The following is a 14624-nucleotide window of genomic DNA, read 5'->3' as shown; positions in this document are numbered from 1 at the left end:
CATCGGATACTGAACAGGCATCTCCCAGCCCGCAAAATCAACCAGCTTACCTCCCAACTCAACGTGCAAGGCGTACAAGGGCGTGCGTTTCGGTGAGGTCATGGCGAAAACCTTCTGTGGTTCAATTTGTCAGAACGCATATCCGCCAGTCTGACCAAAGTTGCATTTTTTGCAACGATTCAGCCCAGGATTTCCGGCCTGTGCCGCCACCGGACCGGCCAGTATACGGGCGCATGCATCCCTGATGTTCCTATAGGAAACTTTTTTCCGTTACGCAACACTCGCAAAACGATCAGGGTGGTACAGCTTCGTGAAGATCCGCAGCGGAAGCCAAACCTGTGTGACATAGCTTAGAATTTTCCGCCATATATCAGTGAATTGGAAACCAAGTGTCAATTCTGACCGTTCAATTCGGCGACGGCATGTTCCAGTACCCGGAGACCGGCGATCAGGTCACTCTCAGCCGTGTCTTCGGCAAAATCATGGCTGATTCCGTTGATCGAGGGCACAAACAGCATCGCAACCGGCATCAGGCGTGACACGTTGGTGGCATCGTGCAAGGCCCCCGAAGGCATCTGTTGCCAATTGCCCGGCGCGACCTGCTCGGCACCCCGCTCTAACGCACTGCGCAGCGTCTTATCCATGGCAACAGGCTCGAGCCCCAGCATCGTGCCGAAATGCAGCACCATCCCCAGTTCCACGGCCACGCTTTCGGCAGTTTCCCGGACGATATCTTCCATGCAGACCAGACGATCTGCATCGCCATCGCGCCATTGCGTCGAGAATCGCACCCGCCCCGGCACGATGGAGGAGGCATTGGGATGAAGATCCACGCGCCCGATGGTCCAGACGGTTTGCGGCGTTACCACATTCTGAAACCGATCATTCAGGCGCGCATTGAACAGGGAGAGGGCCTGAAACGCATCACGCCGCAGATGCATGGGTGTGGTGCCCGCATGGTTCTGCTGACCCTCGAACGTGATCGACATATCGCGAATGCCGACAATATCCGTGACAACGCCGATCTGCTGATCTGAGGCGTCAAGCGCAGGGCCCTGTTCGATATGCATCTCGATGAACCCGCTGAACCGGGAAGGGTCCACAAAGCCTTGTGAAAGGTCGGCCATACCCGATCGCGCCTCAGCAAATCGGACACCGGAACCGTCGGTCAACGCATCCGCCTTCTCCAGCGGCAACCCGCCGGACCAGACCGCGGACCCGGTGGTGACGCCAAAGCGCCCCTCTTCATCCTGAAAACTCACGACCGAGATTGGGCGGTCGCTGGATCGCGCCACTTCAAGCGCAGCGATGACGCCCAGCGCGCCGTCCAGCCAACCGCCTTCGGGCTGGCTGTCGGAATGCGACCCCATCAGCAAAGACGGACCGTCTGCCAACCCGAACAAGTTCCCGACCGGGTCGAAATGCGGTGTCAGGCCAGCCTCGGCCATGCGCCTGGCCAGCCATTTCCGCGCAGCGATATCGGCCTGTGAATAGGCGGGACGGACCACCCCCTTGCCAACACCAGACGCGCCGAATGTGCGCAGCATGTGCAGATCGGACAAGAACCGTTTGTGATCGACTGGCATTGACCCCCTCCTACGCTATCCGCGCCGAACATAGCCACAAATGACCCCGCAGCGAGGATTTTTTCGGGCGGGCGCGAAACCCCTCTGGTCCCTGCATGGAACGTGCCCTAAGACGTCTGCGTAAGAGGGACCGACATGTCACATATCACTTTGGTGCGTCACGGGCAGGCCAACACGGCGGCGCGGGACGAGAAGAACTATGACAAGCTCAGCGATCTGGGGCATCAACAGGCCCGCTGGCTGGGTGCGCATCTGCGGGACACGCGCAGCCATTATACGCGCGTCTATTGCGGCACCCTGACCCGCCACGCCGAAACCGCCTCCAGCATGGGGCTGAATGATCCGATCCGAGACGCGCGGTTGAACGAGATCGAGTATTTCACGATTGCCCAACTGTTCGAGGAGCAGCACGGCGTTGCGGTCCCCACGGATCGCGAAGGCTTTGTCGAGCACCTGCCCAAGACCTTCGCCGCCTGGGCCAAGGGTGACATCGAGAACGCGCCGGAAACTTTCGACCAGTTCGAAACCCGCGTTCGCGATGCCCTGCGCGACATCGGAACCGAGGGAGGGCCAGCCATCGTTGTCACCTCGGGCGGGTTGATCTCGATGGTGGTGCGGCAGGCGATGGGGCTGGACATACCATCCATGGCACGAGTGGCCCTTGCCATCATGAACACGTCGATGCATCGTCTGCACCCGATTGGCGCGCATCTCAGCCCGGTCCTGTTCAACGCCGTCCCGCATCTGGAGGCCCCCGACCGGCAGTTCGCGCAAACCCATCTGTAAGGAGGCCCCGATGCAGCTTTATTATGCCCCCCGCACCATCTCGGTCGCTGTTGCCATCGCGCTGGAAGAGGCGGGGCTGGACTATGAGGCCATCAGGCTGGACTTCGCCGAGGGGGAGCAGACGAAACCCGCTTACAAGCAGATCAACCCCAAGGGTCGGGTGCCGGCGCTGGTGGTCGATGGTGGTATCCTGACCGAAACCGGCGCGTTGCTGGACTATATCGCAGCCGTTGCCCCCAAGGCGGGGCTGGTGCCGAATGATCCGGTTATGGCGGCGCGAATGCGCGAGGTGATGTATTACCTCGCCTCAACCATGCATGTGAACCACGCCCACAAAATTCGCGGGCCTCGCTGGGCTGACAGGAAATCCAGCTGGAAAGACATGAAGGACAAGGTCCCGCAGACGATGACCGCGTCCTGCGACTATATCTCGTCGAACGGGCTGCGCGGGCCGTTTGTGCTGGGCGATCAGTTCTCGCTGGCGGATGCGTATCTGTATGTCGTTTGCAGCTGGCTTGAGGGCGACGGCGTTGACGTCTCGGCCTTTCCCAAGATTCTGGCCTTCCGCGAGGCGATGGAGGCGCGCGCATCGGTACAGGCGGTGCGGGCCGCCGGAATGCTCTGACAAAAGGACAACGCATGACACATCTCTGGGTCCGGGCAGAACAGCGCCCGAACGAGGAACGGGTGGGGCTGACCCCCGACGGGGCCGCCGCCCTGATCGCGGCTGGTATCCACGTGACGGTCGAGGAAAGTTCGGTTCGCGCCATTGCGATTGATGGCTACAAGGCCGCCGGTTGCGAGATCGCTGCTGAAAATTCCTGGCCCGAAGCGCCGCTAGATGCGATCATCTTCGGCCTCAAAGAACTGCCCGAGGACGGCACCCCCCTGCCCCATCGCCACATCATGTTCGGCCATGCGTATAAGGGCCAGCATTCGGGCCGCGCATTGCTGGAACGGTTCAAGGCTGGCGGCGGCACGCTGTATGATCTGGAATATTTGGTGGATGAGGATGGCCGCCGGGTCGCCGCTTTTGGCTACTGGGCGGGCTATGCCGGGGCTGCCGTCACGCTGAAAACATGGGCCGCGCAGCAACGCGGACAGCAATGCCCACCGGTTGGCGTCTATCCCGGCAAAGATGCGCTGAATGCCGAACTGCTGGCGGAACTGGACGCCACGGGCGCAAACCGCCCCCGCGCCATCGTCATCGGCGCCCTTGGCCGTGTCGGCACCGGGGCGGCGGATCTGTGCGAGGCGATGGGTGTTTCCGTCACCAAATGGGACATGGCCGAGACCGCCAGCGGCGGGCCGTTCCCCGAAATTCTGAACCACGACCTGTTCCTGAACTGCATCTTCGCCCGCCCCGGCACACCCGCCTTTGTCCCGCAAGAGGCCTTGACCGCCCCGCGTAATCTGACCGCTATCGGCGACGTCGCCTGCGACCCGGACAGCGATTACAACCCGGTGCCCGTGTACGACCGCGCCACCACATGGGACGCCCCCGCCCTGCGCGTGGCCACAGACCCGGTGATGGACGTGATGGCCATCGACAACCTGCCATCGATGCTGCCGGTCGAAAGCTCGCAAGACTACGCCGCGCAACTGCTGCCCTCTCTGCTGACGCTGACCGATCTGGACAGCGGCGTCTGGGGCCGGGCAGAAGCAACCTACAAAACCCATATCGAAGGGATCTGAACGATGACCATTCACTGGTGTGGCACCGGCCTGTCGGCCATCCCCGGCCTGCGCCGCCTGATCGAAGGCGGGCACAAGGTCACCGTCTGGAACCGGACCGTCGAAAAAGCCCAGGCCGAGGTCGGAGACCTGACCGACGACATCCGCGCCTTTGACATCGACGCCTTGGGCGCGGTTCTGGCAAAAGGCGACGTGATCGTTTCGATGCTGCCGGGCGACTGGCACGTGCCTCTGGCGGAACTGGCGATTTCGAAACAGGCCAACTTCGTCTCGTCGTCCTACATCGCGCCCGAGATGCGCGCGCTGGACGACAAGGCCCGCGAGGCCGGTGTGGCGCTGGTCAACGAGGTCGGGCTGGACCCCGGCATCGACCACCTGATGGCGCACGCGCTGATCGACGACTACCGCGCCTCGGACGCGTTTGATGCGGAAAACCACCTGAGCTTTATCTCGTATTGCGGCGGCATCCCCAAGCACCCCAACCCGTTCCGCTACAAGTTCAGCTGGTCGCCGCTGGGTGTGCTGAAAGCCCTGCGCTCACCTTCGAAATCGATCCGCGACTACGCCCCGCTGGACGTCGTCCGCCCATGGGACGCGATCAGCAGCTACATCGCCCCCCTGCCCACCCCGGAAAGCTTTGAGGTCTACCCGAACCGCGACTCGATCCCCTTCATGGCGCAGTACCATTTCGAGGATCACTGGCCGGTCAAGGAATTCGTCCGCGGCACCCTGCGCCTGAACGGCTGGGCGGATGCGTGGGCGGATGTGTTCACGGAAATCGAGACCCTCTCGGGAGCGCAAGGCGACGCCCGCCTGAAAGAGATGTCGGACCAGTTCTGGACCGAAAACGCCTATGACGAGGGCGAGCCCGACCGCGTGGTCCTCTGCGTCGCCCTGAAGGCCGAGAAAGACGGCATTCCGGTCTGGCACAAAACCTACGTCATGGACGCCTGGGGTGACCAACGCGGCACCGCCATGGCGCGGCTGGTGTCGATCCCGGTCTCACTGGCCATCGAGGCCGTCCTGAACCGCGCAATACCCGCAGGCGTGCACGCGGCCCCCAGCGATCCGAAACTGGTACAGGATTGGATGGCTGAGATCGATACGCTGGCGCAGCATCTGCAAGTTGTGGATCATCTGGCCTAAGGCTGGTCACGACACCCGAAACACCAAATAGCCATTCCGTTTCGACTGGAATGGCTATTTGATTTCAGCGGTCACCAAAGACAACGCAAGCTCTTGACGTGGTCGCGTCAGACGACCCCTTCAAATGTAGCGCTGGATTGTGTCCTCGACATCACTTCGGTTTATGCCAAGCTCCGACAGCTCGTGATCTGACATCCGGTTCAACTCCTGAGCCGCACACACAATATCGGCACTGATCGCGCGTATCTTCATTGCACGATCAAACAGTAATAAGGCGCTTGCCGCAGGCGTCATTTCACTCACAGGGTTTCCGTCAAACATCTTTCAACCTCCCGACATGTTCCAAAACCAATGCTGTTCCGTTGCGCCTTCATCTGCGGAGGCGCGGGCCGTTGTAGGTATTGTCATATGCAATCTGGTTGATCTGACTGCGAGGGACGCCAATGTCCTGCAATTGACGGTCGCTCAGGTTTTCCAATACGCGGGTGGCTTGTGCATATGTCCGACGCCGGTTGAGTTCGATGCGGGCGTCTGCGTAGGTGGACATCAGGGAAGCAAGCAGGCTGTTCTGCGGTCTGGCAGTGTGCAAAAGTTCCATTTCTCTCTCCTCCTTGAATTCGGGCTATCAGGCCGTCTGAATTCAAATAAAGGAGCGGGTCATTAACGAAGCTACGCGGCCTCGTTAATGTTCGTTAACTTTTTGAGATGGGTGATTGCACCGTATCAAACCAGGGCGCTGGCCGCCGCTACATCAGATCATTCTCAACATCCTCAGCCGAAATCCCCAGCGCATCCAGCCCGTTCTCCAGATGATCCGACAGGTGCGGCGTGCCGATCAGGTAATCCGCACAGGGGGTCGAAGCTTCGGATTTGGCCGTTGCGATGGCTTCGGCAAGATCTTCGGCGAAAAAGCTCTCGCGGCCGATCCACATGATGGCGACCAGTTCGGCCTGTTCGTCCTCGCTCATGCGGTCGACAAAAGCGCGCAATTCACCCTCTGCCCGTTCCAGCTCGCGGCCCATCATGGCAACCTGGGCGACTTTTCTTGCCGAAATTTCCAGCATGTCTTCAGCTCCTCGTGTTCGCGGTTCACGGCCATCTGACCTGTTCGCGACGCCCGAGTCTTTGATCTTACGCAAACAAGGCCCGCGCTAGCGCCGGACCCGTGATACCGGGTGATCGGGCACCGGAGCGGTGCGAAACGGGCGGAAGCGCGCCTTTTTCAGCCACAGCTTCAGCGCCTGCCAGACGATCAGCGTGAATGTCCGCCGCGCCCCAAACGGGCGGCGCAGCAGCGACCAAAGGATCGTGCGGTTGGTCAGCGGTTGACGCGGTCCGGTCAACGTGGCGATCAGGCCACCACCCTTTCGTCCGTAATCGATCCAGACCCCAACCCGCTCGGGCCGATAGTCAAAGCGGAACGTGTAGCTTCCTTCGATGACCTGAAACGGCGAGACATGCATCAGCTTGTCCGCAACCACCCGATCCGATGGGTCGATCGGCGCGAAATCCGGCTTGTGACAGACATAGCTGTGGCGGGTGCCATAGGTGTTCGTGACCTCGGCCACCACGGCGTATAGCTGATCCTTGCTGTCAAAGCAGAACCAGAAGCTGACCGGGTTGAACACATGGCCCAGCACGCGGGGCTGCGTCAGCAACATGATCTGCGCGGGCTGCGGCACATCCATGTCGTCGAACCACGCCCGCAGCCATTGTGCGCCGACACCCTGCCCCGGCTCTCCGCCATGGTCTGTGCTGCGCCAGTTAGTAACGTTTGCCCGGTCGATCGAGAACAGGAAAGGTGTCTCGGGGTCGGCCTCGGGGTCCAGCAGGATATAGTCGACCGAATAGCGAAACGCATTCCGTATCGCGCCTTTGCGTCCGTGATAGGTGTGACCTGCGATATGGTCGATTTTCTTCATTTCGCCGCGTATCCGCTGTGCCTGTAAACTGTTCAAATGGCGCTCTTTTCCGCGAACACCGTTTGTATCCAATACGAAACCTAGCGCAGATTGGATTATTTTGTCGCGCGAAAGTGATCCGTCTTGGGCCACCCACCGTAATGTGGTTATGTTTACCGAGATCAATACCGTGACCTTGGACGAACCCGCGGCCGAACGGGCCGCCCCTCAGCCTTGGCGCGCAAAGAAACGCTTCAAGGGTAGACAGGTGAACGGAACGAAAGCCAGTTGCGACACCAGGACCGAGTGGGTGGACCATGTCCGGCGCATCCGGGACGCGCAGGATCAGGCGGCTTTTGCCGAGCTGTTCCAGCACTTCGCGCCACGCATCAAGGCGTTCCTGATGAAATCAGGATCAGACGCCGCGATGGCCGAAGAATGCGCGCAAGAGGTGATGGCGACCTTGTGGCACAAGGCCCATCTGTTCGATCCGGCACGGGCAACGGTGGCCACCTGGGTGTTCACCATCGCTCGGAACAAGCGCATTGACGTGCTGCGCAAGCAACGCCGCCCCGAACCCGAAGAGCTGGGATGGGGACCCGAGGCCGAGCCGGATCAGGACGATGTCATTGCGTTGCAACAGGAAACCGCGCAACTGCGCAATGCCCTGTCGGCATTGCCAGAGGCGCAGAGACAGTTGATCGAGAAGGCGTATTTCGGCGATCTGAGCCATCGAGAGATTGCATCTGAGACCGGATTACCGCTGGGCACGATCAAATCACGGATACGGCTGGCGCTGGACCGCTTGCGCCACGCGATGAACTGAGATGAGTAAGATGAGCAACCCGATCAAACATCACCTGACGGACGATCTGCTGATGGCTTATGCCGCCGGCTCTCTGCCCGAAGCGTTCGACCTGATGGTCGCGACCCATCTGTCACTGTGTGACCATTGCCGCGCACGGGCCGAGAGCTTTGACGCTGTGGGTGGGCATGTTCTGGAAGAGCAATCCGATGCCATGAGCATGAGCGACACGTCACTGGCTGCCACAATGGCCCTGATCGCCCAAGGCGCACCGACCCCCAAGCCCGCCCGTCCGGGCTGCGCCGTCCTGCCGACCCCCCTGCAAGACTATGTCGGCGGAACTGTGGACGACATCAAGTGGAAGCCCATTGGTATGGGCGTCAAACAGGCGATCCTGCCGACCACAAACGAGGCGACCGCACGGCTGTTGTTCATTCCGGCGGGTGTGGCCGTGCCGGATCACGGGCATAACGGCACCGAACTGACTATGGTTCTACAAGGCGCTTTTTCGGACGAAGTGGATCGCTTTGCCCGCGGCGATGTCGAGATCGCAGATGAGGATCTGGAACATACTCCGGTCGCTGATATGACAGAGGATTGCATCTGTCTGGCCGTGACGGATGCGCCGCTGAAATTCACCAAACTGGTGCCGCGTTTGCTTCAGCCCTTCCTGCGTATCTGAGCCACCGATTTCGCGCCCGCGAGAACACGCGACGTAAGGGGTAGGAATGTGATCCCAAGAATCCTGATGACATTGGCGTTTGTTTGTGTTGCCCCCATGGCCTCGGCCCAGATGAAGGCCGAGGTGCAGTTCGAGCCGGGCAATTTCGGCACGATGGTCAGCGGGACTGTCACTGGCGATGAGTATTTCGACTATTCGCTGGATGCGCAGGCCGGGCAAGAGATGTTCGCCGAACTTCAAGTCAGCGACACCAATGGAAATGGAGTGATTTATTTCAACATCCTGCCACCCGGCAGCGATGGCGTGGCGATCTACAACGGGTCAATTGAGGGCAACACCGCCCGGATCACCCTGCCCGCAGATGGAGACTATACAATCCGTGTCTATCTGATGGGCAACGACCGCGACTCGGGAAAGACGGTTGGGTACAATCTGGACCTGTCGATCCAATAGGCCCTAGCCTTCGGTCTTGCCCAACGGAACCACGTTTGTGTGATCGTCGGGGGCCAGTTCCTCGAAATCGAAATTGTCCAGCCGCTGCGCCCTGCGGCCCGCCTTTTCCGCGCTGATCTTAATTTCCGAGATATCCTTGGCCGCCTGTCCGAAATGCCGGTCCAGATTGGATACCCGGTCGCCCAGACGTTCCACATCCTTGTGCAGCAGGCCCAGTTCCTTGCGGATTGCCCCTGCCTGTTCCCGCATCCTTGCGTCTTTGAGGATCGCGCGCATGGTGTTCAGTGTCGCCATGCAGGTGGTGGGCGAGACGATCCAGACTCGTTTCGAAAAACTCTCCTGCACCAGTTCCGGGAATTTGGCGTGCAACTCGGCATAGACCGCCTCGGACGGCAGGAACATCAGCGCGCCGTCGGCGGTTTCGCCGTCCAGAATGTATTTCTCGGAGATATCGTTGATATGCTTGCGCACCGTGCTGCGGAACATCTGCACCGCCGCTTTCAACTCGGCGTCGTTGGTGGACGCGATCAGCGCCTCATATGCCTCGAGCGGGAATTTACTGTCGATCACAATCGGCCCCGGCGGGTTCGGCAGGTTGATCAGACAATCGGCGCGCCGTCCGTTCGACAGCGTCGCCTGCAACTGAAAACTGTCCGAGGGTAGCGCCTTGGAGACGATGTCGTTCAACTGAATCTCACCAAACGCCCCGCGCGTCTGTTTGTTCGACAGAATATCTTGCAGCGACAGCACATCGCCCGACAGTTTGGTGATATTGTCCTGCGCCTTGTCGATGGCGGCCAGACGTTCCTGCAACTGTGTCAGGGATGTTGCGGTCTGTTTCGATGAGCCGTGCAGCGATTCCTTCATCCGCTCCTGCATCTCGGCCAGCGCGCGCGCTGATTTCATCGCGTTATCGGCCAGCCGGTCATTCATCTGCTGCTGCACCGAGGACAGGCGCGATTCGACTGTCTGGATCACCTGCACCTGCGCGTTGGCCTGCGTGTCCGAGACATGCTGCAACCCGCCGCGCAACTGTTCCTGCCCCTGCCCCAACTGCTGCACATGCTGGCCCAGATGCGCCATCTGCCGCGCCAGCGGTTCCGTCATCCGGGCCGAGCGGTTGGCCGCCCGCAACGACAGGAACAACAGAAGCAGAATCAACGCCACCACGCCCCCAACAGTCAGGACCACGGGGTCATTCAGCGCGTATTGGGTGCCTGCAATCTCGATCATGTCGCTCAATATGTTCTCGTTTTGTTTCGATCTTCTTAACGCGTTCGCAGCACCGGATCAACTGCGCCCGAACAGCCGTTCGATATCGCTGAGTTTCAGTTCCACATAGGTCGGTCGCCCGTGGTTGCATTGGCCGGAATGGGGCGTCGCCTCCATCTCGCGCAGCAGGGCGTTCATTTCCTCGGCGCGCATCCGGCGGCCCGAGCGAATCGAGCCATGACAGGCCACCCGGCTGAGGATCGCCTCGATCCGCGCCTGCACCGTCTGGCTTTCGCCCTGATCGGACAGTTCATCAAGGATATCCAGGATCATCGCGCTTGCATCGACCTCACCCAAAATGGCCGGAGTTTCGCGCACGGCAATGGCCCCGCCGCCGAAGGGTTCCAATGTCAGGCCAAGCCTCGACAGGTCATCAGCCACAGCCATCAGGCGGGCGCAATCGCCCTCGGACAGTTCCACGATATCCGGGATCAGCAGCACCTGCGCCGCGACGCCGTTTTCGGCCATCTGGGTTTTCAGCTTCTCATAGACCAGCCGCTCATGCGCTGCGTGCTGGTCGACGATCACCATGCCATCGGCGGTCTGGGCGATTATGTAGTTCTCATGTACTTGTCCTCGTGCCGCGCCCAAAGGCAGGTCCTGCGCCGGTGGCTCTTCGGCGACCGGCGCGGCCGGACTCGGTTCGACAATGCTGCCGCTGTAATCATTGGCCAGTTCAGCAAAACCCGGAGACTGCGCGCGGTACGCGGCCTGCCGTGCTGCAGGAGAAGACCGGTCCATCTGATAAACCCGCGCGGGCGCAGGTTGCGCCGGTTCCGGACGCATCGCCCCCAAGGTCGCGTTGGCCACGGTCGAGGACGCGCGATGACCGGCCTCGGCCAGGGCGTGCCGCAGGGCGGACACGATCAGCCCCCGCGCCACACCGGGGTCGCGGAACCGGACCTCGGATTTGGCAGGGTGCACGTTCACATCCACAAGTGTCGGATCACAGTCGATGAACAGCGCCGCCGCCGGGTGACGGTCACGGCTAAGGAAATCGAAATAGGCCGCACGCAGAGCGCCGGTCAGCATCTTGTCACGGACGGGGCGGCCATTGACGAACAGATACTGCGCCACCGCCGCACCGCGCGAATAGGTGGGCAGCGCGGCATAACCGTACAGACGGATACCCTCGCGCGTGGCGTCGATCCGCAGGGCGTTTTCGGCGAACTCGCGGCCAATAACGCGGGCCAGACGGGCGTGCAGCGCGTCGAACAGATCGCCATTCTCGCGGTCGGCGCGGAAGGTCACCCGCCCCTCGCCCCCGCCCGAGACATCGCGCAGGGTGAAGGTCACAGCCGGTTCGGCCATGGCCAGACGTTTGACGGTATCGGTGATCGCCTGCGCCTCGGCCCGGTCGGTGCGCATGAACTTCAACCGGGCGGGCGTGGCGAAGAACAGATCGCGCAGTTCGACAACGGTTCCTGCGCGCAGAGCGGCGGGTTTGACCGCCTCAGCCTTGCCGCCCGCAACATGGATTTGCGCAGCCTCGGCCCCAGGCACCCGGCTGGTGATCGTCAACCGACCCACGGCGCCCAGTGATGGCAGCGCCTCACCCCGGAACCCGAATGTGTGGATATTCAGCAAATCCGACCCATCGATCTTCGAGGTCGCATGCCGCGACAAAGCCAGCGGCAGATCATCCGGCGCGATGCCGCAGCCATCATCGGTGACCCGGATCAGGGTCTTGCCGCCATCGGCAATATCAATGGCAACCCGTGTGGCCCCGGCATCGATTGCGTTCTCGACTAGCTCTTTCACGGCCGAGGCCGGACGCTCCACCACCTCGCCTGCCGCGATTCGATTGATCGCAGCTTCGTCGAGTTGCCGGATGACAGGGCGAATGTCGCTGATATTGGGGTTTGATTGCGCCATACCACCACACCTAGCATAGCCGCACGCGATTCTGCCACCGGTTTGAACGGTGATTCAGCTTGGATTAGCGTTCAGAGAGGGGGAAGTCCGGGCAATCGACGGCGGGCGCATTCGCTGGCCTCGCACCGCAACTGCCCGGACATGCCGAAGTGAGTGGTAGGTATTCAGCCTTCAATGAACACGATCTAACACGCGCTTGCCTAAAAGGCTTATTAAGACTGTCGCTTTGGCCGTCTTGGCAGAGTTCAGCCGATGACCTGCGGACAGCACTGGCAGGAAAACGCCAATTCACGCAGTCGTGTGCGCCCCGACCCGCGTCCGACATGGACCAAAGATTGCGGTCAGGGCCAGGATCAACCCGGACATCGTGGCGATCATGCCTGCGGCGCTGACAGCATCCGCCGCACCCAGCCAGAGCGGGCCGTAGCCCGCCAACACATAACCCGACACGGCTGAAATTACCGCAAAACCAACGCTCCACGCGATTTGGGTTTCCAGCCGGTTGGTCATCATCCGGGCCGCTGCGGGCGGGCAGATGAACATGGCGATCACGATGATCGACCCGACCGCATCAAACGCGGCGACCGCTGCAATCGCCGCCACGATCACCAGGGCCAAACCCAACGCATTGGTGCGGATGCCCATGGTGCGTGCGAACCCTTCGTCAAAGGTCGAGATTTTCAGCGGACGCCAGAACAGGAAGGTGAACAGCAGAACGCCCAGCAGAGCAATGGCGATCCGGGGCAGTTCGGGCGGCAGGCCCGCCAGCGCCTGCCAATCCCAAAGCGAGGACCAGCCGGTTGCATCCAGCCAGATCAGGCTTTCCAGATTGCCGTAAAGCGCATGTTCCACATCCAGATGCACGGTCGAAGTGTCGGTCTGCTCCAACAACAGCACGCCCGCTGCAAACATGGTGGTAAAGACCACGCCCATGGCGGCCCCCGGTTCGATCTGACCCAGCCGCCGGATCGCCTCGATCAGGATCACGGCCACAATCGCCGCGCCCGCCGCGCCCAGCATCATGGGCCAGGTCGAAATCGCTCCGGTCACCAGAAAGGCCACGACAATGCCGGGCAGGACCACATGGCTGATTGCATCCCCGATCAGGGCCTGTTTGCGCAGCACCAGAAAGTTGCCGGGCAGCGCGCAGGCAATGGCCGCAAAGGTACCGATCAGCAGCGGCGTCAGGGACAGGGGGACAAATTCCTCACCGCTCATGCCGGAACCTCCTGCGGGTTGCCGATCCGGCGGTCGATGTCAGCGATCTGGTCGCGGGTCAGCACGGTTTCAATGTCGCGCAACCCGTCATAGAGCGCCGCCGTCGCCTCATGCGCTTGGTCCGCGCGCACGATCTCCCACCGTTTTTCGTCACGCAGGGCCTTGGCGGCGCGGGCCTTTCCGGCCTCGGTCGCCACCCCGTCGGCGCGGACCAGATCGGCGCGGCGCAGCAGGCGCAGGGTCAGCGGTTCGTAGATCTTTTGACCCTGCGCCAAGGCCAGCAATCCCTGACGGATGTGAACGCGGCGCTGAAAGCGCAGGTGACGCAGCACAGCCGCCAACACACCGCGCACCGGCGCAAAGAACAGCGACAGGACGAAGAAGCCGAAACTGACCAGAACGATGATCGGCCCGGTCGGCAGGTTTGGCGCGGTTGCAGACAGGGCGGCCCCAATATAGCCCGCCAATCCACCTGCCAGACCGGCCAAAATCACCACGTGGTCTGACCGTTCCGACCAGAACCGGGCAGTGACCGGAGGGATGATCAGCAAGGCGACAATCAGGATCAGACCGACGATCTTCAGACCAACCACAGTCACGGCCATAACAAGGCCCATCATGGCAAGATCGATGCGATGCACCAGCAGCCCTCGGGCCGCTGCGTATTCGGGATCGAAGGCAACCAGAGTCATGGGGCGGCGCAGGATCAGAACCAGCACCAGCGTAGCCGCACCGCCGATGGCAATGATCAAGGCATCCGCCCATAACATCCCGGCGGTCGAGCCCAGCAGGAACCCCTCAAGCCCCGCCTGACGGCCAACGCCCATGGTCTGAATGACTGTCAGCAGGACGATGCCAAAGCCAAAGAACACAGACAGGACCGCGCCAATCGCGGCATCTTCGGCCAGACGCGTGTGGCGGGTCAGCCGATTCACACACAGCAGGCCAATCCAGGCCGAGACCGCAGATCCGGCCAGCAGGCCCAGCAGATTGCGCCCATCCCCGCCCAGTGCCACCAGCACCATGAAGGCCAGGCACACACCCGGCAGGGTCGCATGGCTGATCGCATCGCTGACAAGTGCGCGTTTGCGCAGAAACAGGAAAGTCCCGGTCACTCCTGCCGAGACGCCCAGCAAACTCGCACCGATAGCAACCAGCGTGGCGTTATAGCCAAGCTGCAGACTCAGAGCATCCCAGAGCATGTG

At 61.3% G+C, this 14624-nt stretch carries 16 protein-coding genes; 7 read left to right on the top strand and 9 right to left on the bottom strand.

The window, feature by feature from the left end; genetic code table 11:
- Nucleotides 1–392: 392 nt before the first annotated feature.
- Nucleotides 393–1586, bottom strand: a complete 1194-nt coding sequence (locus ACR0KJ_RS10320; protein WP_480626602.1) for a Zn-dependent hydrolase — start codon at nt 1584–1586, stop codon at nt 393–395.
- Between the two features lie 135 nt (nt 1587–1721).
- On the opposite strand from ACR0KJ_RS10320, the gene ACR0KJ_RS10315 reads away from it, so the two are divergent.
- Genes ACR0KJ_RS10315 through ACR0KJ_RS10300 form a run of 4 tightly spaced genes read left to right on the top strand, consistent with a single transcriptional unit; the run spans nt 1722 to nt 5213 of the window.
- Nucleotides 1722–2372: a histidine phosphatase family protein gene (locus ACR0KJ_RS10315; RefSeq protein WP_170453666.1), complete on the top strand. Its 651-nt coding sequence runs from the start codon at nt 1722–1724 to the stop codon at nt 2370–2372.
- 10 nt (nt 2373–2382) lie between these two features.
- A complete protein-coding gene (locus ACR0KJ_RS10310) occupies nt 2383–2997 on the top strand; it encodes a glutathione S-transferase family protein (RefSeq protein WP_480626601.1) in 615 nt (204 codons plus the stop codon).
- 14 nt (nt 2998–3011) lie between these two features.
- Complete coding sequence (locus tag ACR0KJ_RS10305; RefSeq protein ID WP_170453664.1) at nt 3012–4067, top strand: saccharopine dehydrogenase; 1056 nt, start codon at nt 3012–3014, stop codon at nt 4065–4067.
- A gap of 3 nt (nt 4068–4070) precedes the next feature.
- Entirely contained in the window at nt 4071–5213 is a 1143-nt protein-coding gene (locus tag ACR0KJ_RS10300) for a saccharopine dehydrogenase C-terminal domain-containing protein (RefSeq protein ID WP_170453663.1), read from the top strand.
- Between the two features lie 120 nt (nt 5214–5333).
- Here ACR0KJ_RS10300 and ACR0KJ_RS10295 read toward each other — a convergent pair whose 3' ends face one another.
- The 4 genes from ACR0KJ_RS10295 to ACR0KJ_RS10280 all read right to left on the bottom strand — a co-directional run bounded on the left by ACR0KJ_RS10295 (nt 5334) and on the right by ACR0KJ_RS10280 (nt 7135).
- Nucleotides 5334–5534, bottom strand: coding sequence for a YjiS-like domain-containing protein (locus ACR0KJ_RS10295; protein WP_170453662.1), 201 nt, complete (start codon nt 5532–5534; stop codon nt 5334–5336).
- Between the two features lie 49 nt (nt 5535–5583).
- A complete protein-coding gene (locus tag ACR0KJ_RS10290; RefSeq protein WP_170521357.1) occupies nt 5584–5811 on the bottom strand; it encodes a YjiS-like domain-containing protein in 228 nt (75 codons plus the stop codon).
- Between the two features lie 148 nt (nt 5812–5959).
- Nucleotides 5960–6277: a DUF3775 domain-containing protein gene (locus ACR0KJ_RS10285; RefSeq protein ID WP_170521355.1), complete on the bottom strand. Its 318-nt coding sequence runs from the start codon at nt 6275–6277 to the stop codon at nt 5960–5962.
- Between the two features lie 87 nt (nt 6278–6364).
- Nucleotides 6365–7135, bottom strand: a complete 771-nt coding sequence (locus tag ACR0KJ_RS10280) for a DUF1365 domain-containing protein (RefSeq protein ID WP_480626600.1) — start codon at nt 7133–7135, stop codon at nt 6365–6367.
- Between the two features lie 247 nt (nt 7136–7382).
- On the opposite strand from ACR0KJ_RS10280, the gene ACR0KJ_RS10275 reads away from it, so the two are divergent.
- From ACR0KJ_RS10275 to ACR0KJ_RS10265, 3 genes are all read left to right on the top strand, one after another.
- Nucleotides 7383–7940 (top strand): sigma-70 family RNA polymerase sigma factor, encoded by a 558-nt coding sequence (locus ACR0KJ_RS10275; protein ID WP_480626599.1) that lies wholly within the window; start codon nt 7383–7385, stop codon nt 7938–7940.
- A 10-nt stretch (nt 7941–7950) separates the two neighbouring features.
- Complete coding sequence (locus tag ACR0KJ_RS10270) at nt 7951–8601, top strand: ChrR family anti-sigma-E factor (protein WP_170521409.1); 651 nt, start codon at nt 7951–7953, stop codon at nt 8599–8601.
- A 66-nt stretch (nt 8602–8667) separates the two neighbouring features.
- Nucleotides 8668–9054, top strand: a complete 387-nt coding sequence (locus ACR0KJ_RS10265; RefSeq protein WP_170453705.1) for a hypothetical protein — start codon at nt 8668–8670, stop codon at nt 9052–9054.
- A gap of 3 nt (nt 9055–9057) precedes the next feature.
- Here ACR0KJ_RS10265 and ACR0KJ_RS10260 read toward each other — a convergent pair whose 3' ends face one another.
- From ACR0KJ_RS10260 to ACR0KJ_RS10245, 4 genes are all read right to left on the bottom strand, one after another.
- Complete coding sequence (locus tag ACR0KJ_RS10260) at nt 9058–10287, bottom strand: DNA recombination protein RmuC (protein WP_170623609.1); 1230 nt, start codon at nt 10285–10287, stop codon at nt 9058–9060.
- Nucleotides 10288–10344: 57 nt separating this feature from the next.
- Nucleotides 10345–12201, bottom strand: a complete 1857-nt coding sequence (gene mutL, locus ACR0KJ_RS10255; RefSeq protein ID WP_480626598.1) for a DNA mismatch repair endonuclease MutL — start codon at nt 12199–12201, stop codon at nt 10345–10347.
- A gap of 288 nt (nt 12202–12489) precedes the next feature.
- Nucleotides 12490–13419: a metal ABC transporter permease gene (locus ACR0KJ_RS10250; protein WP_170623185.1), complete on the bottom strand. Its 930-nt coding sequence runs from the start codon at nt 13417–13419 to the stop codon at nt 12490–12492.
- Nucleotides 13416–14621: a metal ABC transporter permease gene (locus tag ACR0KJ_RS10245; protein WP_480626597.1), complete on the bottom strand. Its 1206-nt coding sequence runs from the start codon at nt 14619–14621 to the stop codon at nt 13416–13418. Before ACR0KJ_RS10245 ends, ACR0KJ_RS10250 begins: the two co-directional genes overlap by 4 nt.
- Nucleotides 14622–14624: the final 3 nt, after the last annotated feature.

The organism is Ruegeria sp. AD6, from assembly GCF_056542325.1.
This window is presented reverse-complemented; position numbering and strand designations above follow the sequence as displayed.